Origin of the sequence: Brucella cytisi, from assembly GCF_038433355.1 — a bacterium.
GTDB classification, from domain to species: Bacteria; Pseudomonadota; Alphaproteobacteria; order Rhizobiales; family Rhizobiaceae; genus Brucella; species Brucella cytisi.
The window spans coordinates 37,908-61,185 of sequence record NZ_JBCAUP010000026.1; the positions used below are offsets into that span (position 1 = coordinate 37,908).

A 23,278-nucleotide genomic window follows, 5' to 3' on the forward strand; every position below is an offset into this window, starting at 1 on the left:
CATGTCTGGTCGCATTCAAAATACTATACGCAATTTTCTTGATAGTGAGTCGTCAGGCGGCCTGCTGCTTATAGCTTCTGCAGCAGCGGCATTGCTGGTGGCCAACTCGCAGCTTTCAGAAGCCTATTTCGGCGCCCTTCATGCCTATCTCGGACCGCTTTCTGTCCAGCACTGGGTCAACGATGCGCTGATGGCCGTGTTCTTCCTGATGGTCGGGCTGGAGATCAAGCGCGAGATGGTCGATGGCCACCTTTCGTCGTGGCCGCGCCGTATTTTGCCGGGCGTAGCTGCGGCGGCAGGCATGGCGGTGCCAGCGCTCGTCTACCTTGCCTTCAATATCAACAATGGTGCTTCCCATGGCTGGGCGATCCCGGCTGCGACCGATATTGCATTCGCGCTCGGTGTTATATCCTTGCTGGGACCGAGAGTTCCGACATCATTGAAAGTGTTTCTTGCAGCGCTTGCCATCATCGATGACCTCGGCGCGGTGATCGTCATTGGACTGTTTTATACGACCGGTGTTTCCCTGATGGATCTGGGTTTGGCTGCGGCAGTCGTCGCTGCTCTGGTCGCCTTGAACCTGAGCGGTGTGAAGCGTCTGACACCTTATCTGCTGCTGGGCCTCGTGCTGTGGTTCTTCACCTATCGCTCTGGCGTTCACGCGACCATTGCAGGCGTTTTGCTGGCGCTCACCATTCCAATCAAGCGCACGCCCGCGAAACCTGAAGCGACTGTCTCCGAAAGCCCGCTGCATCTGCTCGAGCATAGCCTGATCAAGCCGGTTTCGTTCATTATTGTGCCCATATTCGGATTCGCCAATGCAGGCGTCAGTTTTTCCGGCCTGGGCATGGAAGCATTTTTCGCACCTGTCACAATGGGCGTTGCCGCCGGTTTGGCCATCGGCAAGCTTGTCGGCATTTTCGGCGCGGTGTTGCTTTTGGTGAAAACCGGAATCGTTGACCTGCCTGCCGGGGCAAGCTGGCCGCAAATGCTGGGAACGACGCTTCTGTGCGGTATCGGCTTTACCATGAGCCTGTTCATCTCGCTCCTCGCTTTCGATGACGTTCTCCTGCAGAACGAAGCGAAGATCGGGATATTGATTGGCTCGCTCGTTGCCGGACTTGCCGGGTTCGTCGTGCTGCGTTTTGCAAAACGCGCAGATGGGCGAAACTTCATCCAGTAAGTTGGATATAAACAATACCGGATGCTGAGCATCCGGGCATTGTTCCGTCAAACAATCCGAACTTATCGAGGCTCTGCTATCCTCGTTGCGCGTTGTGCGTTTTGTTGGATGGCTTCCAGATTCTATAGCGGATTTCGAAGCCATCTTTCGCATAGATGACAATCGGAAGCCGGCTGTTGTAGCGCAGCATGAAGTTCTCGCCCCGAACCGGCACGAAATCGGTCCGCTTGCTGTCCTCCGGACAAGCCATAAGCGTACCCGACATGCGGTCGCTTGCCGCCAGAGTGAAATAATCGAAGCCCCAACCCTCGACGGTGCTCGGCGTTAAACTTCCACCGAACCAGCTGATATTGCAGTCCACGGTTGCGTTGCGACCTGCAATAATTTCAACCTTGGCATCCTGTTCCTTCTCCAGTGGCGGAAGATGGATGACATAACGGTAGGAACCTGATGGGGCTGCAGGGAAAGCTTCGAGATTCCTTTCAGATTCGGTCTTGTCCTGAGCGCTCGCGCCATGTGGGACGCCGAAGCTGGCGGCGACCAGCGCCATCTGTAAGAAATGTCTGACTTTCATATTCATGCTCTCATTTGTTGCAAGTTTCATAGCACTCACTCGGCCAAACCACCGGTTCCGGTCGCGGTTGCGCTATCGAATATCAGGAAGACGATTGGCGTGCCCGGCTCGCATGAGGCATCGGTGCGCCTCGCACCGACCTTACCTGCTACGGGTGCGGAATATTCAGCCACAACTTCCCCGAATGAATTTCTCTGAGTAGCCAGTTTTTGTCCCGCTTGCACCTGTTCATTCAGTTCGACGTGAAGTTCGATAAACCCGCCATGGCTCGTCAGAACCGGTGCCATTCCATCGCCAGTGAAGATGCCGGAATCCTTACCCGTTTTACCCATATTGCCCTCAATGACCTTGTGGTGTTTGAGAACATTCATGGTGCCTTCGACAAAAAGGGCGATCATCGCATAATCGAAGATGCGCGGTCGACCTACTTCCGGCGTGAAGGCCGGAATACCAGCATCTATCAGTGCATTTGCGAGAAGGCCGTGGGCGCCGAAATTGTCGAAAATCTGCTCTATCGGATAAAGCTCCGCCATGGCCCGCACTTCCGGCTGGTCCATTCGCGCCAGATGAAATGAGGTCATATCCATGCCCGTTGCCGCGGTATGAAAATCGATCCCGTAGTCGAGATTGGGCAGCAAGATTTGATTGAACACCAGCCAAGCATGACGTGCCGCCGCTTCCGGTGCGTTTTCATTGCCCGGAAACAGCCGGTTAATATCGACAAGATCAATCCCGCGTCCTGAACTTGGCCATCGTCTTGCCATCGCTTCGAGCGCCGGACGAGACACGTCGAAAACGGCCACCACGGAACCAGACATCGTCTGAGGGTCGAGCTGGTTCACAATGGTGTGCAATGTGTGCACGGGGCTCATTTCGTCACCATGGATGCCGCTGATCAATCCAATCCGCTTGCCCGGCGATTTACCCTTCATCACGGTAACCGAAACATGCCAATGCTGGCCCGTCGGCATCTGCACACCTTGAAAATAGAAATCGTGCCGCTTGCCTGCTTCCAGATCGGAAATATCAAGGAAGGAGATCACCCGCTTACCGTCTATAACGTCACCGGTATAAACCGTGCCTGAGCCCTTGCCGCCAGTTTCCTGCTTCGCATCACCCGTCTGGGCCTCTGCCTGCCCCGACGCGAGCGCCACAGACCCGGCTGCGGCGATGGATGCGAGCATGAAATCGCGCCGGTCGATGCTCTGTGATTTTGTCTCGGTCATCAAGTTCCCCAGTATCGGACAAGAGTGGAGGGTTCCCCGGTATTTTATTCGTGCGCAGGTTCAGTGGCTGGATCCTTTTTCTCATCCGTTTGTCTTCCGAGGCGCTCAGTCAGGCGCTGAATGACGAAGTAGAGACCGGGAGTCAGAAGCAACCCGATCGTGGTCGCTGCAACCATTCCGCCGAAGATCGTCACACCGACAGCCTGACGTGCACCGGCGCCCGCACCCGAAGACAGAATAAGGGGAAGAATACCAAGGATGAACGATACCGCAGTCATCATGACGGCGCGGAAACGCTGCTCGGCCCCGGTACGGGCCGCTTCTGCAGCCGTCAGGCCGGTCTCGCGTTTTTCCTTGGCGAACTCCACGATCAGGATCGCATTCTTTGCCGCCAACCCGATCAGCAACACCATTGCGATCTGAACATAGAGGCTGTTCTGCAACCCGAAAAACGTAAGAGCAGCAACAGCACCCAGCAGCGCAGCGCCCAGTGAAAGGATAACCACCGCTGGCAAGGCCCAGCTTTCATATTGGGCCACAAGGAAGAGATAGGCGAAGAGGAAGGCCAGCGCGAAGACGATTGCCTCCTGACCGCTGCTTCTGCTTTCCTGGAAAGACAGACCCGACCACTCATAACCATAACCATCCGGGAGAGCTTCCGAAGCGACCTGCTCCATAGCCGCCATGGCCTGTCCGCTACTGGCGCCGGGGGCCGGAACGGCATTCACCTGCGCCGAAACCGAGAGATTGTACCGGGTGATGACGAAAGGCGCCAATATCGTGGTCAGCGAGACCACGCTGCGCAATGGCACCATGGTTCCATTCCGGCTCCTGACATGGAGCTTGAGAATATCTTCGCTATGCGCGCGGAAATCGGAATCAGCCTGAAGATTGACCTGAAACACACGGCCATTCAGCGTGAAATCATTGACATAGCGCGAGCCGAAGTTCGCACCGATAGAGGCATAGATATCAGACACGCTGAGTCCCAGCGCTTCAGCGCGGGAGCGGTCCACGTCGACATAGATCTGCGGTACATTCGCATTGAACGTGGTCGCCGCGCCGCCAATCTCCGGTCGCCGGTTGAAGTAACCGAGCAAGGCACTGGTGACCTGCGCTATTTCCTGCGGAGACTGGCCCTGCAAGGCCTGCAGACGGAAATCGAGACCACCAACAGCGCCGATACCGGCAATTGCGGGTGGCGCGAATACCGAGATATTCGCTCCCGGCACCTGTGAGAACTGAGCGCGCAAGGTGTTAATGATGTTGTTGAGCTGCAGCGCCTCCGTCTCGCGATCTTCCCATGGTGTAAGGGCCGCAACTGCCATGGCGCCGTTTGGCGTGCTGGTCGACTGCAGGATGCTGAACCCGGCAACCGTTATGACGTCCTGAACGCCTTCGGTCTCGCTCAGAACCTTGCGCACATTTTCGACAATAAGGTTTGTGCGGTCGAGCGAGGCAGCACTTGGCAGCTGGATATCGACAAAGAGCGCGCCCTGATCCTCATCGGGCAGGAACGTCGCCGGAAGATTAACGAAAACGAAATAGGCCAACGCAAAACAGGCGATGATGCCCGCAACCGGTACAATCCAGTATTTCACCAGAAAACCGACGATCTTGCCGTAGCCTTCGCGGGTTTTCTCCATGAAGCTTGAAAACCAAGCCAGAGGACCTCGCCTGTAGCCACCCTGGCCGCGTTTGAGCAGAAGGGCTGCAAGCGCCGGACTGAGCGTCAAGGCGACGAACGAAGAGAGGATCAGCGCCGACGAGATCGTCACGGCGAATTGCCGGTAGAGCTGACCGCCAATGCCTTCCAAAAAGGCCGTGGGTGTGACCACCGCCAGCAGAACCAGTGTTGTGGAAATGATTGGCCCGGTGATCTGGTGCATCGCCTTACGCGTGGCTTCGACAACCGAAATGTCCGGTGTATCGTCCAGCACATGTTTGACGTTTTCAACGACCAGAATTGCGTCATCCACCACAAGCCCGATGGCGAGGACGAGAGCCAGGAGCGAAATCATGTTCAGCGAGTAACCAACGGCGAGCAGCACTGCTACCGCGCCCAGCATCGAGGCCGGTATGGCAAGGGCTGAAATGAGCGTTGCCCGCCAGTCCTGCAGAAAGATGAACGTGACCACGAGCACGATCACGAAAGCTTCGAACAATGTTCGCGCCGTCAGCTGCAGACTGGCCTCGACGAACCGCGTTGCATCGTAGACGACATGATATTGCAGTCCCGGAGGAAATCTGGACGACAGACGTTCAAGCTCTGCTTGCACGGCATTAGCGGTCTGGATCGCATTGGCATCGGGCGACTGGTTGATCTGCAGCATGGCGGATTCATGACCGGCAAAACTTGCCCGCGATGCGTAATTGCGCGCGCCAAGTTCAAGACGTGCAATATCGCGCAGGAACACTTTTGAGCCGTCCGCTCCGGTGCGAATGACGATGCCTCCAAATTCATCCGTATCGCGAAGCCGCCCCTGTGCCACCAGCGTATATTGAAGCTCGGTGCCCACCCGCATCGGCGGCGCGCCCGCCTGCCCCAGCGTTGCCTGAATATTCTGACGCTGGATCGCTGCCGAAACTTCATCGACCGTTATGCCCAGCGCATCCATTCGTTGCGGGTTGAGCCAGACGCGCATCGAATATTCAGATGCACCAACAACGCTCGCTTCGCCGACACCAGGGACGCGCGAGATTGCATCGACAATCGTAGTCGTCGTGAAATTGGTGATTTCAAGCGCGTTCAGGCTGTCGTCCGGCGAATAAAATGCGATTCCCAGCACGAAATCGGGTGAACGGGAACGGACCGATACGCCCTGCTGGGCCACCGCGGCAGGCAGTCGGGAAATCGCCAGTTGCGCGCGGTTTTGAACATTGATCTGTGCAAGTTCGGAATCGGTGCCGACTTCAAAAGTGACGGACAGTGAATACTGTCCTGCGTTGGAGCTGGTAGATGACATATACATCATGCCATCCACGCCATTGATTGCGGTTTCCAGCGGGCCACCGACAACGTCGGCAATCACCTCCGCACTCGCACCGGGATAAACCGCCGATACGTTAACCGTTGGCGGCGTAATCTGCGGATACTGCTGGATGGGCAGTGAAAAGATCGCAATTGCACCGGCAATGGAAATGATGATCGATATGACGATTGCGAGGCGGGTTCGTCGTATGAAGACTTCAGAAATCATTGCCCCACCCCTGCAGTACCGGAGATCGGGTCACGCGGGGATACGGCCTGCCCATCGGCAATGCGTTGCAAGCCCTCAACAACAATCGTTTCACCAGCCTTGAGGCCATCTGTAACCGACCAGCCGTTGTCGATACGCGTGCCGGTCATGATCGCACGCCGGGAAACCGTATTACCCTCATTGAGAACATAGACATATTTGCCCTGCCGGTCCTGCAACACGGATGACATGGGAACTATCGGCAATTCACCAACCGTTTCATCCAGCAGATTGACGGCAACCACCTGCCCCGGAACCAGAATATGGTTGGGATTGGCGAACAGGGCGCGCACCGCCACTGTGCCGGTCTGCGCGCTCACTTCATTGTCGATGAACTGGATATTTCCCCGCTCGCCATATTGCGTACCGTTGGCCAGCGTCAGAGTCAGCTTGAAGCTTTCGGGATTGACCGTCCCGCCTCCTGCTTCCTTCTGGCGTATAGCGATCAGAGCGCGGTCCGTGATCGAAAACACAACACGCACGGGATCAAGCTGCACAATGCGGGCGAGCGGCCCCATGCTCGGGCCAACGAGGTTACCGACGGTAAAGAGCGAACGCCCTATTGTCCCGTTGATCGGTGATCTGACCTGCGTATAGGAGAGATTGAGCCGGGCATTGTTGAGTGCGGCTTCTGCGTTCCGCACGTCCGCCGTAGCGATATCAAACGCTGCCTGTGCATCGTCGAGGGAGGCCTGCGAAGCGGTGTTCCGGTTGGCGAGCGTCCGCGTTCGCGACAATGATTGCCGGGCAGCATTCTGGGCTGCTTCGGCACGTGCAACCTGTGCTTCAGCAGACATAACTGCTGCCTGCATCTGGTCCGGCTCAATTTCGAAGAGGAGATCGCCTGCCTTGACCGCGGTCCCCTGTTCGAACGCCTTTTCCTTCAGGAAACCGGTGATTCGCGCCTGAATATCGACAGCTTCAATCGCCTCGACTTGCCCGTTGAAACGGAGTGGCGCGGTCGCAGGTGCCAGTTCCACCTGGCGCACGATCACGGGAGGCGCTGCGCCAGCTGGAGCCTGCTGAGCCAGACTTGGCTGCAGAAGCAAAGGCGACAACACGGCTACAAAGGCAGCGTTCACAGAACGACGAACGAGAGTCTTCTTCAATTGCGCGTCCTCCCTCCGGCCGGAAGTCGACCGATCACTCACGCATTTCGGGTACTCAAGGCTATTCCGACATAGGCAACACCAGCGATCAACAGCGCAATTCCCGCTATCGATCCTGATGGCAGGTCACGAGTCCACGGCCATTTTACCACCAGCGCCGCGCTGGCAGTCCAGGCGATCAGGCCTGAAAGAGTAAACCACCACCAACCGCTTGCCGGTCTGATTTTCCAGGACAACGCCAGTTGAAGGAAACCATGCACAAACACCACGATGGCAATCAGAAGCGTGATGGCGAGCGCACCCTTGAGCGGATTCAGATAAATCATGATCCCGCCGACAAGCTCCACGGCTCCGGACAGTTCCTGCCAGACAAAGCCCGCCCAGCTTTTAACCCAGAGCGACTGGATTATCTTGACAACGCCGATAGCCACAAGGACGAGGCCAAACATCGTGCTGGCTGCAAATTCAGAGAATACTGGCAAGAACAGACAGAGTATTCCGCCCGCCATAAGCAAAGCGCCGATCCCGAGAAAACCTTTCCATTTTCTCTGTTCGACAGTTTTGCGTTCCAATAGCTGCAGTTGCTGAACGTCCATTATGGACCCCTCTATGTTAAAAGGGATGCGTTACTGCGAAAGCGAAAGTATGTGCATGTTTCGGTGTAATAGTATAGCCCGTAGGCAACAAATTTAGTGAGCTACCGACCAATCGGTATCTTCCAGTTTCAACCAGCTTGTAGACTTGATGCTGGAACGCAAGCTGAGTTGCGCTACCAACCCTTCGACCAGACGATCATCTTCCTTGCCAGCGAACAGCGTTGCCTCAACCTCGACCTCATCGCTTCCTTCTATGTGGTGACTTCGGATCGCGTGGAAGCGAAGCTTTTTGAGATCAAGCGTCTGGATCAGCAGCGCTCTCACAGAAACTTCGCTTTCCGCAGGACATCGGAATTTTACGAGATAGAACTGCTCGATTTCTGGCTCAACAAAGGAATAGCGGTTCACGAGCACCGCAATCCTCGGCAGGGAAATATTGAGGCAGACGATGAAAAATGCCGTCTCAATGGCAAGCAACCACAGTCCGTAGCCTGTCAGGACACCAACCGCACCAGTGCTCCAGATGGTAGCGGCGGTACTGAGCCCCTTGATGCTTGCGCCGTCCTTGATAATCAGCCCCGCACCAAGAAACCCGATCCCTGTAACAACCTGCGAACCCATTCTCAGATCGCCTACGAGACCGAGAGCATGCGGCAATGAAGCGTAGGCTGCGGCGCCCAGCGCCACCAGACCATGCGTGGCAAGGCCGGAATGGCGTTGCTTCAACTGACGTTCAAGACCGATTGCAGAGCCAAGCAGAAGCGCCAGACCGAGATCGATCATGATGGATTGGATTGGGACGACTTCCGACATGCAGGTCCTTTGTATGCATCGGACGACCAGACAAGAAATTACGTGAATGACGACAGCCAAAACCGCTGAAATGAGCCGATTGTAGTATAGACATTATTTGAAGGAGTTAGGAAGTCTTCCTGTATGACCCACATCATATTTAATTATAGTACTTGAATTATGCCAACTAAAGTAGTTTCATCTACAAATTCCGGACGCATTCTTTCCTACATCGACTGAGGGGTCAGATAGCATGGGTTTGCTTGGAATACTGCTCGGACTAGCTTTACTCATGTGGTTTGCCTATCGCGGCTGGAGTGTGCTTCTGCTTTCTCCTGTGGCGGCACTGCTCGCCGCGCTTATTTCCGGCGAACCTCTTCTGGCGAACTGGACATCGACCTTCATGGGCGGAACGGCCAGTTTCGTAGGCCGATGGTTTCCACTTTTTCTGCTTGGCGGTATTTTTGGAAAGTTGATGGATGACAGTGGCTCCATCACGTCTATCGCGCGATATCTGACGGAGAAACTGGGCGTAAAACGCACCATGCTTTCCGTCGTGCTTGCATCTGCCGTTGTCACCTATGGCGGTGTCAGCGTATTTGTCGCCTTCTTCGTGCTGGTTCCCATGGCACGTGAAATGTTCAAGGCAGCCAACATTCCCGCACGTCTGATGCCAGCCGCCATCGGGCTCGGCGCCTTCACCTTCACCATGTCGGCAATGCCGGGCACGCCCTCCACGAATAATGCTATTCCGATGCCCTATTTCGAAACCACGACCTTTGCGGCACCGGGGCTCGGGATTATCGCATCCATCATTACACTGGCCTTCGGCATGTGGTGGCTGCAGCGCGCCGAAGGCAAGGCGCGGGCTGCGGGCGAAAACTATGTCGATGACACTGGCGATCTTGAAATTACGGAGAAAGTCAGAGAACAATCGACGCTCTCGGGTGACTTCGATCCGGCAGAACTCGAACACGGTGCACGCACTGACAACCAGCCGCCGTTTTTCTTTGCGGTTCTTCCCCTGCTTGTCGTCATCATCGTCAATTTCCTGATGGCGCTGATCATTCTGCCCCGCATAGACTTCTCGTTTCTGGAACAGGAGCCGTGGGGAATTGACGTCGGCTCATCGATTGGCCTGTGGGCGGTTCTGATCGCTTTGGCAGCAGCTATCCTGACCCTGATAGCGGTCAATTTCGGACGGCTGCGGGCAATCCGCGAAAGCCTCGACGCAGGCGCCAACTCTTCTGTTCTGCCAATCCTCACAATAGCCAGCCTCGTCGGCTTCGGTGCGGTCGTGGCTGCCATGCCTGCTTTTGCGGTGGTTCGCGATGCGGTGCTCGAAGTGCCGGGTGGTCCGCTTGTCTCACTGGTCGTCGCCATGAACGCGCTCGCGGCCCTCACCGGAACAGCATCCGGCGGCATGGCTATCGCGCTCAATGCGCTGGGTGAGGAATATATGCGGCTGGCCATCCAATACGGGATCAATCCCGAACTCATGCACCGTTTGACCGTCATCAGTGCAGGTACGTTGGATGCGCTGCCACATAACGGTACAGTGCTTCTCCTCCTGCAGATCAGCAAGCAAACCCATGCATCGAGCTATTTCGACATGGTCATGACCGTGATTGTCGGTGTGATCATATCGCTCGCAGCGGTTTTCGTGCTGGGATCAATGTTTGGCTCCTTCTGAGCATGGCCATTGTTGTTGAAAGGAAGTTGAAATGAAACGGACTTCTCTATTGATTGCCGTCCTGCTCTCCTTGATGGCAAGCCCTGCACTCGCGCATCTCAACCCGGCAGAACACGGTTCGTTTGCTGCAGGGTTTACGCACCCCCTCTCCGGAGCCGACCACATACTTGCGATGGTTGCCGTGGGCCTTTGGGCCTCAATGCTCGGCGGACGCGCACTCGTCGTCGTTCCGCTAAGCTTTGTGGGCGTCATGCTTCTGGGATTCGTGGCAGCACTTAGCGGAGTAACACTCCCCTATGTCGAACCGATCATCCTTGCGTCGGTAATTGTGCTTGGCCTCCTCGTCGCCATGGCATTCCGCGCATCGACCCTGACTGCAGCACTTATCGTCGGGTTCTTTGCATTCTTCCATGGCTATGCCCATGGCGGAGAAATCGGCAGCGCTGCGTTTCTTTCCTATGGCGCAGGGTTTGCTCTTGCGACGGCGTTGCTCCACGCAGCGGGCATTGGTGTAGGTCTTGCAGCTGGTCGTCTGCTGCAGGGGCGCACGGGACAGATACTAATGCGGATAGCTGGCGGCTTTGCTGCCCTGAGCGGACTCTACCTTATGGCCGGGTGATGTGAGTATCATCTTGCTGAATCATTCGAAGAGACACGCTGACGCTGATATTGAAAATGACGGGCCAGAGCCGGAAATGCCAATGCATTCTCCGGCGCTTCCTATGCTGCATCTCATGCGGCTTGTCAGCCCCAGCCAGCCGGTTGGCGCGTTTTCCTATTCGCGCGGCCTTGAATGGGCGGTCCATGCGGGAACAGTGACGAATGAGGAAAGTTGTGCCGGATGGGTGTTCGGCCTTCTGGAACACAGCTACGCTGCGCTAGATGGCGGGATTTTCTGGCGCATGATTTCGGCATTGATGCGAAACGATGACGCCGAATTCCATCGCCTGAATGACTGGCTTGGGGCCGGCCGCGAAAGCAGCGAACTTGAACTTGAGGATCGCCGCATGGGCGAATCCTTGCTCACTCTGCTGTCGGAACTTGGTGTCGAACGGGCCCGTAGCTTCGCTTTGGAACAAAGCGCCACCTACCCGGCAGCCTTCGCCATTGCAGCATGCCATTGGAATATCGAGCCCGTCGATGCGCTGCGCGGTCTCATGTGGAGCGTGGTTGAAAGCCAGATCATGGCTGCAATCCGTCTCGTCCCACTCGGTCATACCGCGGGCCAGAGGATACTTATCGCTGGAGCGGCGAAGATTGAACGGGCCGTCGAAAAGGCACGTACGCTAAATGACAACGAAATCGGCAACACGGCCCCCGCACTGGCCATGGCCAGTGCCTGGCACGAAACACAATATAGTCGCCTATTCCGGTCGTGAGTGCAGCGTTTCACGGTATCGCTTGAGGTTGTCCTCAGCTGAAGTCGCATCAGCCGGTGCGACGGGCACCAGCGCCTTGAAAGCATACTGACCGATCAGCATGACCCAGGTGACGAGCACAAATGTTGAGGTCAGCACCGGCATTCCGATCGGTTTCAGGAAAATGGCGACCGAAGCCCAAAGCCATGTGGCCACGATGGCGCCGAAGATGGCGTAAAGAAAACTGCTCCAGCTGAAAACGAGGAAGAAACCGCCGAGCGCAATTGCCGTCAACGCCGCATTATAACCGAAAAGCCCGTCGCGAATGGCGCCTTCCGGACCACCGAATGCGGCTGCCACCACTGCTCCGGTTACCGCTCCCAGAAGCCCCATCAATGCGCTTATTCGCGAATGGATCGCGATACCGGCCAGGATGATGTAACCGGTGACCCAGTTATCCTGAAAGAATATCTGCCCAATGGCAGTACCGATGCCCATATACCAGGTCGGAAGCACATAAGGGACGGCGTAGGAAAACTGTTCCGGCGAAACCGGCTTTGCCATCGGACCGGCATCTATGGCGTCGAATTTCAGTATCGCAAACAGAAAGAGCCAGCCGACCAGCACAAACGGCATTGTCAGTGGCGCAACTTTGTGCGGCCCTAGCAGTGTGGCGATACTGGCGAAGGCCATGGTGGAGAAAGCGGCGCCACAGATGAGATAGATCGTCATGGCAGGCGACGGCAGTGCGCCGCTGCGGAAATCCGCACTGGTAAACGCAATCAGCGCAAGAGCGACCAGAGCTCCGTTGAACCCGAACAGGCCATCCCGGACAAGCCCCTTGTCAGCCTTGAGGATGATTGCGGTCAGCGTGCTGGCGACAACGCCAAGCACGCAGATAAGTGCATAGATCCAGGAGTTGACCAGAATGGCGAACAAAATGACCAGCCCCGACAGAGGGTTGTTCTGGAACACCACCTGCCCGATACCGCGCAGCGTCCAGTCGACAAACCCCAGAGAAGGATGATCCTGCAAGGCATTGAGCTGCATGAACTTTACCCCTTCTTCGCCGTTTAGAGCGGTTCCAGTGAAAACAGAGCCATTGGAACCGCTCTATCTCTTTGTTTTTACGCATGCCTCCCGAAACCGCTTTCCACTTTCGGGGGACATGCTCTAGTTATCTCTGTCTAAAAGAGAAAATAGCGCTGCGCCATCGGTAGAACTTCAGCCGGTTCGCACGTGATCAGCTCGCCGTCCACCCGCACCTGATAGCTCTGCGGATCGACCTCCAGCCTGGGCGTAAGCCCGTTATGGATCATGTCCTTCTTGCGGATCGTCCGGATGCCCTTCACCGCAACCAGTTGCTTGCTGAGTTTCAGCTTCTCGCCGATGCCGTCATCCAGCGCCGCTTTCGAGACGAAGGTGACGCCGGTGGAACCAAGCGCCCGCCCCATCACGCCATACATTGGCCGGTAATGGACCGGCTGGGGCGTCGAAATAGATGCATTCGGGTCGCCCATCGGTGCAATCGCAATCATACCGCCGATCATGACGAGGCTCGGCTTCACGCCGAAAAATTCCGGCTTCCACAACACCAGATCGGCCCGTTTCCCGACTTCGATTGAGCCGATCTCATGGGCAAACCCGTGTGTAATTGCGGGATTGATCGTATATTTGGCGACATAACGTTTGGCGCGGAAATTGTCATTCCGGCCGCTATCCTGGCTTAGCGGGCCTCGCTGCACCTTCATCTTGTGAGCAGTTTGCCAGCAACGCAACGTGGTTTCACCGATACGGCCCATGGCCTGGGAATCCGACGACATCATCGAAAACACGCCCAGATCATGGAGAATGTCTTCGGCGGCAATGGTTTCACGCCGGATCCGGGATTCCGCGAATGCCACGTCCTCGGGGATTTTCGGGCTGAGATGGTGACAGACCATCAGCATATCGAGATGTTCATCGACTGTGTTGATGGTGTAGGGGCGGGTCGGATTGGTTGAGGACGGCAGGATATTTTCTTCGCCCGCCGCCGTGATGATATCAGGGGCATGCCCGCCACCGGCGCCTTCCGTATGGAAACTGTGGATGGTCCGCCCCTTCATGGCAGCAAAGGTGTCTTTGACGAACCCACTCTCGTTCAGCGTATCCGTATGGATAGCGACCTGAATGTCTTCCTCATCGGCGACGTTCAGGCAATTATCAATGGCGGCTGGTGTCGTTCCCCAGTCCTCATGCAGCTTCAGGCCGACAGCACCGGCCCTGATCTGTTCGCGAAGCGGTTCAGGCTTGCTTGCATTGCCTTTGCCGAGCAGCCCCACATTGATCGGAAGCGCTTCGACAGCTTCAAGCATGCGATGGATAGCCCATGGCCCCGGTGTAACCGTGGTTGCGAGCGTGCCGACCGTCGGCCCCGTTCCGCCACCGACCAAAGTCGTGGTGCCACTGGCCAAGGCTTCCTCAGCCTGCTGCGGTGCAATGAAGTGAATATGTGTATCAATGCCGCCCGCAGTGAGAATCTTGCCCTCACCCGCGATTACATCGGTCGCAGGCCCGACGATAATATTGACGCCCGGCTGAATATCTGGATTACCGGCCTTGCCGATCCCGGAAATACGACCCTCCTTGATGCCGACATCCGCTTTAATGACGCCCCAATAATCGAGAATGATGACATTGGTGATGACCAGATCGGCTGTTTCGGCAGAGGGTCTCTGTCCCTGCCCCATACCGTCGCGGATAACCTTGCCACCGCCAAAGGTTACTTCCTCGCCATAGATACAGCGATCATCCTCGACCTCGATGATGAGCTCGGTATCCGCCAGACGCAGACGGTCCCCCTTGGTCGGGCCATACAGTTCGGCATAGGCCTGTCTTGAGATCCTTCCCATCTGTCCCTCCTAGAGTTTTCCGTCGATTTTTGCATTAAAGCCGTAGACTTCCCGGTCACCATCCAGTGCAACCAGTTCGACTTCACGGTCCTGCCCCGGCTCGAACCGCACCGCAGTCCCGGCCGGAATATTGAGCCGGAAACCTCTCGTCCGCTCCCGGTCGAAGGCAAGCGCCTCGTTCGTTTCATAGAAATGATAATGCGATCCGACCTGTATTGGCCTGTCGCCCGTGTTCTCCACGGCAATGGTGCGCGTTTCGCGACCGTTATTGAGGTCGATCGACCCGTCTTCGATGAAATATTCACCCGGTATCATGATCGTCTCCTGAAGCGCATCCCGAAAGAAGTGAAACGTTTCGGAACAAGATGCGCGTAAAAACAAAAAACCAGAGCGTTTCCCAAGATTTAGGAATGCTCTACGGAATGGGGTTGTGAACGGTCACAAGCTTGGTGCCATCCGGAAAGGTGGCTTCTACCTGAATGTCGTGGATCATTTCAGGCACCCCCTCCATCACCTCATCACGGGTGAGAAGCGTGGCGCCGTAGGACATGAGTTCCGCAACTGTCTTACCGTCGCGTGCGCCCTCCAGAATTTCGGCGGAAATGTAAGCCACAACTTCCGGGTAGTTAAGTTTCAACCCCCGGGCTCTCCGTCGCTCCGCAACCAAAGCTGCGGTGAAAATCAGAAGTTTGTCCTTTTCACGTGGCAATAGTTCCATTTGTAGGCCCTCTCCAAAGTGAGTTATGTTGCCCAGATGCGTGGCGCAGCTGCCGGTTTCCCCAGTCCGGTTTCGCGCAGAACTTCCCAGGCTTTTCGAAACAATGTTTTGGCTTCCGACATGCGCCCGCCGAGATAACGACAGACGATCACCCGCTCGAGCCGTGACACCGAGAACAGATTTCTGGCAGTATCTCCAACTGCTCCGCGAATGGCGTGCAGCGCACTTTCATCTGCCGGTCCGGCATAAACCATCGTCGCGACAATCGGTTTTGCACAGAAGGCAAAAGCGGCATTCATCGCCGGCTCAGCACCGTGAAGACGAAACTGCTCGAACCAGATCGGCTTGCCGTCCCTGAATATTTCGACCCGCTGACGGACTTCGCCAGTGTCAAAACTTTCCTGACAAGCGGGCCGTCCGAGACTGATAATGTCCCACCCCAAATAGACCGCATCTCCACTCAGGGAGACTTTCGTGCCTATGGACGCCTTTGCGCCATTAAAAACGATTGTCTCCTGCGGGAGATATTCGCATATGCCACCCTCACCCACATCGATCCTGGTCGTCTGGATGCTCTGGCCCCGCTCACTGCGATAGAACTTCGTAGCGCCCGGCGTCGTCAGAACTGTTCTGGCGCTCCGACCTAAAAAACAAGAAATATCAAGGACATCATCCCCTGCCACACCACCGGGCGGATGAAGAAGATAGACGTGAGCGCTGCCGTCCTTTTCAGGATAGAAGGGTTGCTGCACCGCAAGAGGCCCCACATGGCGTCGCCGCATGAGCCGCGTCACTTCGCGATTATGCTCAAACCGCAGTTCAAGCTCGGCATGCCAACCTGTGCTCATGGCCGATTGCCACCTCTATGTTCTCTGAGAACTACGTGCGTTATCGATACCGAACAATAAAACCAAGGCAGGATGAAATATTCAGGCAGATTAACTCGCTGGATCACTATAGACAAGTTCAATTAGGGACTTGAGTGATACACCATCAACTTGTTGAGTGTCGAACCGCACAAGAAGCTTAACCTGGTTTATCATCGAGGGCTCACCATGAAGGTGTCGTGTCCCTAACGCGCACCCAGGCGATCAATCACACGTGCAGGCAGATGAAGGGCCAGTGAGGCCTGTTCGAATGTACCTTGCCCGGCGGCGATGAAAGTATCATCCATGCCTGCATACTCATCCGTAATAAGCCTGCGCAGCAGATAGCCCGAACCCAGAAACTTGATCAGCGTATTCGAGCTGGCAAACAGGCTATGACCACCGCTATCGACCTGAGAAATATCAAGAACCTGAATATTCTTGTTCTGCAGGAAGGCGATATCAAAGCCGCTACCGACCCGTGGCGCGCCCCCTGCCAGTCTGCGCGAGATATCGAGTGCCCGATCACGCCTGGATACGACAATCGTGAAAGGTTGAGGCAAATAGTCGATATCATCAATCTGGCTGCGGAAAAGATCCGGATCGAGATCGGGAGCCGCAAGCAGCACGCCTTTGATGCGCTTCAATACGTTAAGGCGTTTATCTGCAGACAGTGTGCGCAAGGCTTCCATGACGACAACGGCACCCATCGAATGACCGACAATAACGATGCCACTGGCTTTTGTCTGTGCCGCGATTTCGAGTGTTTCAGCCAATCCCCTGCGTGCGATGATCGCGCTGTCACGGTCATAGAGATAGCGTGTAAAGGCCGCAGCCGACGCCCATGAAAAATGAACAGGCACCGAAGAGACATCATAGTCATGGACAATCTGCGCATTACGGAAAAGTCCCTCGGCAAAGTTGTTGTTATAGCCGTGGACAAAAACGAATATTTCACGCTGCGCCGCCGGGCGGCTTGCCAGCTGCCGGTCCAACTCCCGGACCGTAGCTTGTCGATCAGGCAACGGTGCATAGTTCGACGCCATGAAATTCCTTCGGGGATCAGGCCTGACCGACGCGGTTTCTACGTTTCCCGCACGGTGCATTTCCGGGATGTGTACGTCAATCGTCGAAAAGTTCAGTAGCGGGGATCTGTTGCGGGAATAGGCGATACTGGGATCGTCAATTCGCTCTCGTACCGTCGCGACCGTAAACGGAACCACCGCTTTGGAATGGGTCTGGCAAGCCACATCTATTCCCAGACCAGTGACAGCTCTGTTTCCGGCACATCCCGTTGCGATAAGCAGAACAAATGCAAGGGTGAAAATCAGCTTCAAATCATGCCCTCGCTCGAGAATCGAGGCAGAACGGCCACGTTGTCACGATGGTGCAGCATCGCCGGGTTTAGGGCAACACCACATTATGAGGTTGTCGGCAACGCTCCTTCGAGTGCTTCCTTGAGGCGCTGCTCCTGCTCGAGAGACAAGGACGTTTTCAGTACCCGGCCACGCAGGTCGGGGAAATCGGCCATGACCCTGTCCCACTGAATTTTGCGCAGGAGAACGAACAAGGCGGACGAGTTCTCCGGGATGGTTTCTCCAAGAGACACGATGAACTTGTCATCAATACCGTAGTCGGCGAGCGAGCCGGACAAGGCTCCAGCACCTGCCCCTACAGCGCCACCAAGCGCCATGCCGGCAAGTGGATTGAGGAAAATAAGCCCCACCAATCCACCCCAGATCGCACCGGAAAGGAGCCCCGATCCAGCGCCCATGGCGGGCAGATTATATTTTTGCTTGAGATGAACCTTGCCTTGTTCATCCCTCACGACAATCACCGCGTCCTCAAGGTCGACGAGATATTCTTTCTGAAGCTGATTGAGCTTCAAAAGAACAGCATCCGCCTCTCCCACCGTATCAAATCCAATAACAACCAGTTCGGACACAACCTTGCTCCTTTCCTCGAAAAGCCTGAAATAAGGACATCACATGGATCAGCGACGCCATCTCACGGTACGAACATTTGTTATTCTTCCGTCTCTCGCCCGCACCGTGACATCGTAGGTTCTACGAGACCGATCAGCTCGATACAGAAAATGACTGCCACGGCAATCAAGGGCGCGGACATTCCGAAAACCACGCATTCTCAGCAATCTGGTACCTTCGGAACAGCGTATCCTATGGCCGTTGTTTATCCGAACTCCGACGGTAATCGACTGGTTTTGACTGAAAGCGGGAACCGTCCCTGCAACGGTTCCAATCGTGAAGATGGCAGTGAATGCAAGAAAAGCGCCGACCGCATGCAGCTTCATGTTCCCCTCCAAAGTAACAAAGAACCACAACTCACAAGCCGAAACTGTTCGCCGGTTTCATGATTGGCGACAGGCATAAAAAGTCCCGAAGCGGATGAGCAGGTTCGGGAAAATATCACGAAAACAAGCTTTTGGAGCGCCTGTCTGATACAATCAGATCGAGAGACGCTCCAGATATCCAATGCATAGATGCGGCACAGCCGTATCAGGACCGCAAGTCTCTATCCCGAAACCGGTTCCCGTTTGCGGAAGACATGCTCTAGCGGCAACGTGCTTCGTAAATACGGCCGTGCTGATCGCGATAGCGGCAGTACTGAACGCCATTACGGGTCTGTGCGACGCCTACGAGCGTACCTGCGGCTGCACCGATGGCTGCGCCGGTGAGCGCGCCACGCGTGTCACCTCCAATGGCAGCTCCGGCAAGCCCGCCAATCGCGGCACCGCCAACACCATAGCCGGCTGTTCTTCTTTCGTCGGTTGTGCACCCGCTCGCAGTGGCGCCAATTACGGCCATCGTCAAGACACTGTACAGGATCGTTCTCATAGAAATATCCTTCCCATTTTGATTATGCCCATTCCCAGATATTACATAGGCTGCATCTTGAAAGGTCAAGGCACCCGCTTGAGGCCCGATTACTGGTTCTTCCATCGTAAAGCTTTGAACGTTATTCGCGGGAAAAGCCGAATATTTCCGCAAACCAGCTTGTTGCGGAGTATTGCGCGCAGAAAGTCAGGGCAACGATCGTGATCGGAACGCCGATAAAAGCTCCGAAGACACCCCAGAGCGAGCCCCAGGCGAACACGGAAAAGAGCGTTGCAAATGGCGACAGGGAAATTGTCTTTCCCGTCAATCGAGGCTCTATCACGCTTCCGATGACGGACTGTATGATGTTCAAACCGACAAAGACTGCGAGCACCCATTGCCAATTGGCAAAGTGCGTGAAGGCAAACGCGGTAATGAAAAGCGTAGCGATCAGCGGCCCAAGGAAAGGGATGAAGTTCAGGATGAACGCGACAAATCCCCAGGTTTCGGCGAATGGCAAGCCGATCAAACGGGTCAGAAGCCAGACAAGTGAGCCCGTTGCAAGGCTCATCAGGCCCCTGAGCAGCATGTAGAACCGGATTTTTGCGGCCGCTGACTGGCTGGCGCGCAGGAATGAATTTGCAGCCTCCTGATTTTTCAACTGTTTGATCCGCGCGCGAAACTCGTCAGTTTCGGCAAGCCCCAACAGAACATAGACCAGCGCCACGAGCCAGAAACTGAATGTGTTGTTGAGGCGGCTTCCTATTGATTGGAGCGTACGTAAAGTCCAGCTTACGCTGAAATTCTCCGACCACAGAACTGATGCCGCGATGCCATGCCCATCAAGCCACGTTGTGAACTGCTCATAGAGGAGCTGATACCGAACTGCGTCGATCAATATGCGGCGACCGACCTGTCCGACTGTCCATGCAATCAGCCATCCAAAACCGAGCAGAAGGAAAACCACCAGAAGAAACGTGATCACCAATGCGAGATAGCGCGACAGGATCGATGAAAGTCTGCGCTGAACCGGCCAGACGAGCATAATGATGAACAGCGCAAAAACGACGGGCGCAATTACGGCCCTGCCATAATAAAGCAATGCAATCAGTACGCATCCCGCGATCAGGGTCAGGGTTGCATTGCCAACCTTCAGCATAAATCCTCCCCGCCGTCAAAAATGAAAACAAGTTATGCGTTCAGGGTATTCTTGTGAACCTGACCGTCTTTCATGACGACCGCCAACGTCTGCTCCGGTTTTTCAAGCACGTGAATATCGTCGAGCGGATTTTCGTTCAGAACCAGAAGATCGGCGAAAGCGCCAGGTTCTACAAGGCCGAGCTTGCCGGGATAAGGATTGCGCAGATTGGAAAGCGCGAGCAATTCCGCATTGACCGATGTAGCTGCACGAAGCACCTCCGCGTTCGAATGCCATTGGCTCAAATGGGTCAGCATGAAATTCTGGCGCGGGGTCAATGCGGGTGAAAACAAAACGTCGGAACCCCAAGCTGTCTTGATCCCATATTTGCGCGCGAACTCGTAAATCCTTGGCGTGCCTGCGAAAAGCTGCTGAATCCGTTCGGCGCCTGGCCCTGTCTGTGACGCCGCATCCTCCATCGTCAGGAAAGGCTGCATGCTCAACCAGACATTCTTTTCTGCAAACATACGCGCAGTTTCCTCATCCATCAGATGTGCATGTTCTACACATGCTACACCGGCCCTGATGGACCGCTGGACCGTATTCGACGCATAGGCATGAACTGTGACGTAGGTGTTCCAGTCCTTTGCCACATCGACCGCCGCGCGAATTTCGTCCTCACTGAATGTTGACATGTCGAGCGGACTGCGGGGCGAGGAAACACCGCCGCCAGCAACGATCTTGATCTGCGAAGCGCCCTGCAACAGTTGCTCGCGCACACGAAGCTTCAAGCTGCCTGCATCATCGACGATTGCTGCAGCCCCCATCAATTCACCGGTGCTGAGTTTGCTGCCATCGCGCGGAATTTCCGTTGGCAGTCTGAGATCACCATGACCGCCGGTCGTCGTTATCATCGCGCCTGCGGGAAAGATGCGCGGACCGGCGATGATCCCCGTGTCGATCGCGCGCTTGAATGAAAACGTTGGTCCACCCATATCGCGCACTGTCGTAAAGCCCCGCAGAAGTGTGCGTTCTGCTTCTGCCGTAGATGCTGCGAAAATTATACCCAGATCTCCCTCCAGAAGCACCGGCAGTGGCACCGCCGCATAGACGGCGTGCCAGTGCGCGTCGATCAGGCCCGGCATCAATACGCGGTCTCCGCAATCGATGACTGTTGCCCCTTCGGGTGGAGCACTGTTTGTCGTATCGACAGCTGCGATGCGATTGCCCTCGACCAGAACCTGCACACCGGATTTCAGAGCGTCCGCCCTGCCGTCGAAAAGCCGCGCTCGCGTCAGGAGAATTTTGGGAGACTGTGCGAAAGAACGATCTGCAATCATCGTTGTCGCAGCAGTCGCTGCCGCACCTGCAAGAAAATGTCTTCGCGATAATCGGTCCAGTCGCCGGGAAACCTGTTGCAGTATCGGATTGGAGCAACCGCAGCTGTCACCGTGAATGAGATGCTGATATTTTCCACCCAGTCTAAACATAGCAACTCCCGATTAAATCAGTTACTCAAACCAACTATTCGACTATCTTGAAGTAATATACGTCGATGAACCTTCCCCTGACGTCGTTTTCGACACGACCCCGAAGTTCGATCTTGTTTTTTGTATTTATTTCTCTCCCACGCCAGACTTCGCGCTCGATCCGAACTCGGGTTCTTCCGGTATGATCCTGAAAAACATACTGAGCCCTTCTGACATTGCTTTTGATCGAACCGGCGAGCAACACACGGGTTCCGACTGGCGTCCGCGTTACGGCATCTGCGGTTATTGTATTTCGAGCTTTGAAAGAATCAAGAAACTGGGCATGGGAAACATCAATGAGGCCTAGAGAGAAAACGCCCAACATCAACGCAAATTGAATCACATACTGCTTTACCGAGGTCATGGATTTTCACCTTCCTCATAGCAATGATCGAACTTCATCTTCGGGGTCAAAGAAACTGCTGCGTTGATGATTAGCTTTATCGTGGGAAGAAACAAGGCTCTCCCCACAAGAAAACTCAGAATCTCAAATGCCGGACAATGTTTCACCTTTGGAAGGCGTCTGTCACATCATGCTCAGAGCAACCGTTACACAGCTTAAAGCGCCGGAGACAGCTAACATTGATGCTGCGGCCCCTATTGAGCGACTCGCCCATGATGGGTTCGCGCTGCTGGTCCCGCATATAATCCAGAAAGCGTGCGCAATCATGTTCGAAAAGAAGGCCGTAAGAAGCAGGTCACGCTTCATCAGCGGGCTCTCCATTGTTCGGTGAAACAGTCCAAAACCGTAGTGAACCTGACTGCCATTCATGACAATCCCCATCATCTGATTGACCAGGACCTCTCGCCTAACCTGTTCACCGAAAAGCCTGCCCCGGTTATCAACGGGCAATGTGTCAACACGTTCCTTCATCGCTTTTCAATATTGGCTGATGGCTGGTGTCAGGTTCATCTCATCGATAGCCACAGGCTTTGCGTTCCGCTTGCCGGAGCGTTTGGAAAGCAATTTACCGGTATAGACCGCGTCTGCCGGAAGTGACTAAACTTCATAGCTGCGAAAAGCGCCATTCAGCGGATAGCGAAGACTGGATACAATGTCCGGCATCGCCATTTTGTCGAGTTTGAGGGCCTGCCTGTCAGTGAAATACAGCACATCGATGTTATAACCGCAGCGCACGCAGCATTCTGACAGAGCGACCTCATCCTTCCTGATGGCATGAGGCCTGACATCTGACGAGCGATATCGCAATCAGAAACGTTGCACTGCGGCATCGTTGAATACTTTGCCGCCCGATTAGTACAGCCTTCTTTAATGAGCACAGACCCGTACCCCAAAACGATTCCTCGCACCGGTTGCTGTAGCCTCAGCAGTTTTGTCAACCGAACAATGTTAGCTAACATCGACAGACCTGCCCCCTACAAAACCTGCAGCTTATCTATGGATGGCAGCCTCCGACAATATGACGGCAGATTTAGGCATGATGCCTGCCAAGACGGCATTTTACCGGATGAAGTGCGGCGGGAGATATGACAGCCTCGACGGTCAAGCGGGAACACAAAGCGGGGCATAG

21 protein-coding genes are annotated in these 23,278 nt (G+C 55.3%); 4 read left to right on the forward strand and 17 right to left on the reverse strand.

Going from position 1 to position 23,278, the window contains the following annotated elements; all coding sequences use genetic code 11:
- Position 1 precedes the first annotated feature (1 nt).
- Positions 2-1,183 carry a Na+/H+ antiporter NhaA gene (gene nhaA / locus AAE521_RS21050; RefSeq protein WP_342062348.1) on the forward strand — a complete coding sequence of 394 codons (1,182 nt, stop codon included), beginning with the start codon at positions 2-4 and terminating at the stop codon, positions 1,181-1,183.
- Positions 1,184-1,259: 76 nt separating this feature from the next.
- Here the strand turns inward: nhaA and eco are convergent, their stop codons facing one another.
- The 6 genes from eco to AAE521_RS21080 all read right to left on the reverse strand — a co-directional run bounded on the left by eco (position 1,260) and on the right by AAE521_RS21080 (position 8,740).
- On the reverse strand, positions 1,260-1,757 hold the full coding sequence (gene eco, locus AAE521_RS21055) for a serine protease inhibitor ecotin (protein ID WP_342062349.1): 498 nt from the start codon (positions 1,755-1,757) through the stop codon (positions 1,260-1,262).
- 35 nt (positions 1,758-1,792) lie between these two features.
- Positions 1,793-2,983 (reverse strand): succinylglutamate desuccinylase/aspartoacylase family protein, encoded by a 1,191-nt coding sequence (locus AAE521_RS21060; protein ID WP_342062350.1) that lies wholly within the window; start codon positions 2,981-2,983, stop codon positions 1,793-1,795.
- A 44-nt stretch (positions 2,984-3,027) separates the two neighbouring features.
- Complete coding sequence (locus AAE521_RS21065; protein ID WP_342062351.1) at positions 3,028-6,183, reverse strand: efflux RND transporter permease subunit; 3,156 nt, start codon at positions 6,181-6,183, stop codon at positions 3,028-3,030.
- Positions 6,180-7,331 (reverse strand): efflux RND transporter periplasmic adaptor subunit, encoded by a 1,152-nt coding sequence (locus tag AAE521_RS21070; RefSeq protein ID WP_342062352.1) that lies wholly within the window; start codon positions 7,329-7,331, stop codon positions 6,180-6,182. The genes AAE521_RS21065 and AAE521_RS21070 overlap by 4 nt, the downstream gene beginning before the upstream one ends.
- Before the next feature lie 38 nt (positions 7,332-7,369).
- Positions 7,370-7,927, reverse strand: a complete 558-nt coding sequence (locus AAE521_RS21075; RefSeq protein ID WP_342062353.1) for an HdeD family acid-resistance protein — start codon at positions 7,925-7,927, stop codon at positions 7,370-7,372.
- Positions 7,928-8,020: 93 nt separating this feature from the next.
- Entirely contained in the window at positions 8,021-8,740 is a 720-nt protein-coding gene (locus tag AAE521_RS21080; protein WP_342062354.1) for an MgtC/SapB family protein, read from the reverse strand.
- Between the two features lie 232 nt (positions 8,741-8,972).
- Between AAE521_RS21080 and AAE521_RS21085 the strand changes: the two genes are divergently transcribed.
- The 3 genes from AAE521_RS21085 to AAE521_RS21095 all read left to right on the forward strand — a co-directional run bounded on the left by AAE521_RS21085 (position 8,973) and on the right by AAE521_RS21095 (position 11,791).
- A complete protein-coding gene (locus AAE521_RS21085) occupies positions 8,973-10,412 on the forward strand; it encodes a GntP family permease (protein ID WP_342062355.1) in 1,440 nt (479 codons plus the stop codon).
- Between the two features lie 31 nt (positions 10,413-10,443).
- The gene (locus tag AAE521_RS21090; protein ID WP_342062356.1) at positions 10,444-11,031 is read left to right on the forward strand and encodes a HupE/UreJ family protein; all 588 of its coding nucleotides are present in this window, start codon (positions 10,444-10,446) and stop codon (positions 11,029-11,031) included.
- Between the two features lie 76 nt (positions 11,032-11,107).
- Entirely contained in the window at positions 11,108-11,791 is a 684-nt protein-coding gene (locus AAE521_RS21095) for an urease accessory protein UreF (protein WP_342062357.1), read from the forward strand.
- On the opposite strand, the gene AAE521_RS21100 is transcribed toward AAE521_RS21095, so the two are convergent.
- The 11 genes from AAE521_RS21100 to AAE521_RS21150 form a co-directional block, all read right to left on the reverse strand.
- Complete coding sequence (locus tag AAE521_RS21100) at positions 11,777-12,820, reverse strand: urea transporter (RefSeq protein WP_342062358.1); 1,044 nt, start codon at positions 12,818-12,820, stop codon at positions 11,777-11,779. The genes AAE521_RS21095 and AAE521_RS21100 overlap by 15 nt on opposite strands.
- 137 nt (positions 12,821-12,957) lie before the next feature.
- Positions 12,958-14,661, reverse strand: coding sequence for an urease subunit alpha (gene ureC / locus AAE521_RS21105; protein WP_342062359.1), 1,704 nt, complete (start codon positions 14,659-14,661; stop codon positions 12,958-12,960).
- A gap of 9 nt (positions 14,662-14,670) precedes the next feature.
- Entirely contained in the window at positions 14,671-14,976 is a 306-nt protein-coding gene (locus tag AAE521_RS21110; protein ID WP_061345482.1) for an urease subunit beta, read from the reverse strand.
- Positions 14,977-15,076: 100 nt separating this feature from the next.
- Positions 15,077-15,379, reverse strand: a complete 303-nt coding sequence (gene ureA / locus AAE521_RS21115) for an urease subunit gamma (RefSeq protein ID WP_071631770.1) — start codon at positions 15,377-15,379, stop codon at positions 15,077-15,079.
- Between the two features lie 23 nt (positions 15,380-15,402).
- The gene (locus AAE521_RS21120) at positions 15,403-16,227 is read right to left on the reverse strand and encodes an urease accessory protein UreD (protein WP_071631771.1); all 825 of its coding nucleotides are present in this window, start codon (positions 16,225-16,227) and stop codon (positions 15,403-15,405) included.
- A 224-nt stretch (positions 16,228-16,451) separates the two neighbouring features.
- The gene (locus AAE521_RS21125) at positions 16,452-17,291 is read right to left on the reverse strand and encodes an alpha/beta hydrolase (RefSeq protein ID WP_235817624.1); all 840 of its coding nucleotides are present in this window, start codon (positions 17,289-17,291) and stop codon (positions 16,452-16,454) included.
- A 374-nt stretch (positions 17,292-17,665) separates the two neighbouring features.
- Positions 17,666-18,190, reverse strand: a complete 525-nt coding sequence (locus AAE521_RS21130) for a DUF1269 domain-containing protein (RefSeq protein WP_071631773.1) — start codon at positions 18,188-18,190, stop codon at positions 17,666-17,668.
- 625 nt (positions 18,191-18,815) lie between these two features.
- The gene (locus AAE521_RS21135; RefSeq protein WP_342062360.1) at positions 18,816-19,100 is read right to left on the reverse strand and encodes a glycine zipper 2TM domain-containing protein; all 285 of its coding nucleotides are present in this window, start codon (positions 19,098-19,100) and stop codon (positions 18,816-18,818) included.
- Positions 19,101-19,221: 121 nt separating this feature from the next.
- Positions 19,222-20,238, reverse strand: a complete 1,017-nt coding sequence (locus AAE521_RS21140; protein WP_342062361.1) for an AI-2E family transporter — start codon at positions 20,236-20,238, stop codon at positions 19,222-19,224.
- A gap of 32 nt (positions 20,239-20,270) precedes the next feature.
- Entirely contained in the window at positions 20,271-21,707 is a 1,437-nt protein-coding gene (locus AAE521_RS21145) for a metal-dependent hydrolase family protein (RefSeq protein ID WP_342062362.1), read from the reverse strand.
- Between the two features lie 34 nt (positions 21,708-21,741).
- Positions 21,742-22,110 (reverse strand): YgiW/YdeI family stress tolerance OB fold protein, encoded by a 369-nt coding sequence (locus tag AAE521_RS21150; RefSeq protein ID WP_342062363.1) that lies wholly within the window; start codon positions 22,108-22,110, stop codon positions 21,742-21,744.
- Positions 22,111-23,278 lie beyond the last annotated feature (1,168 nt).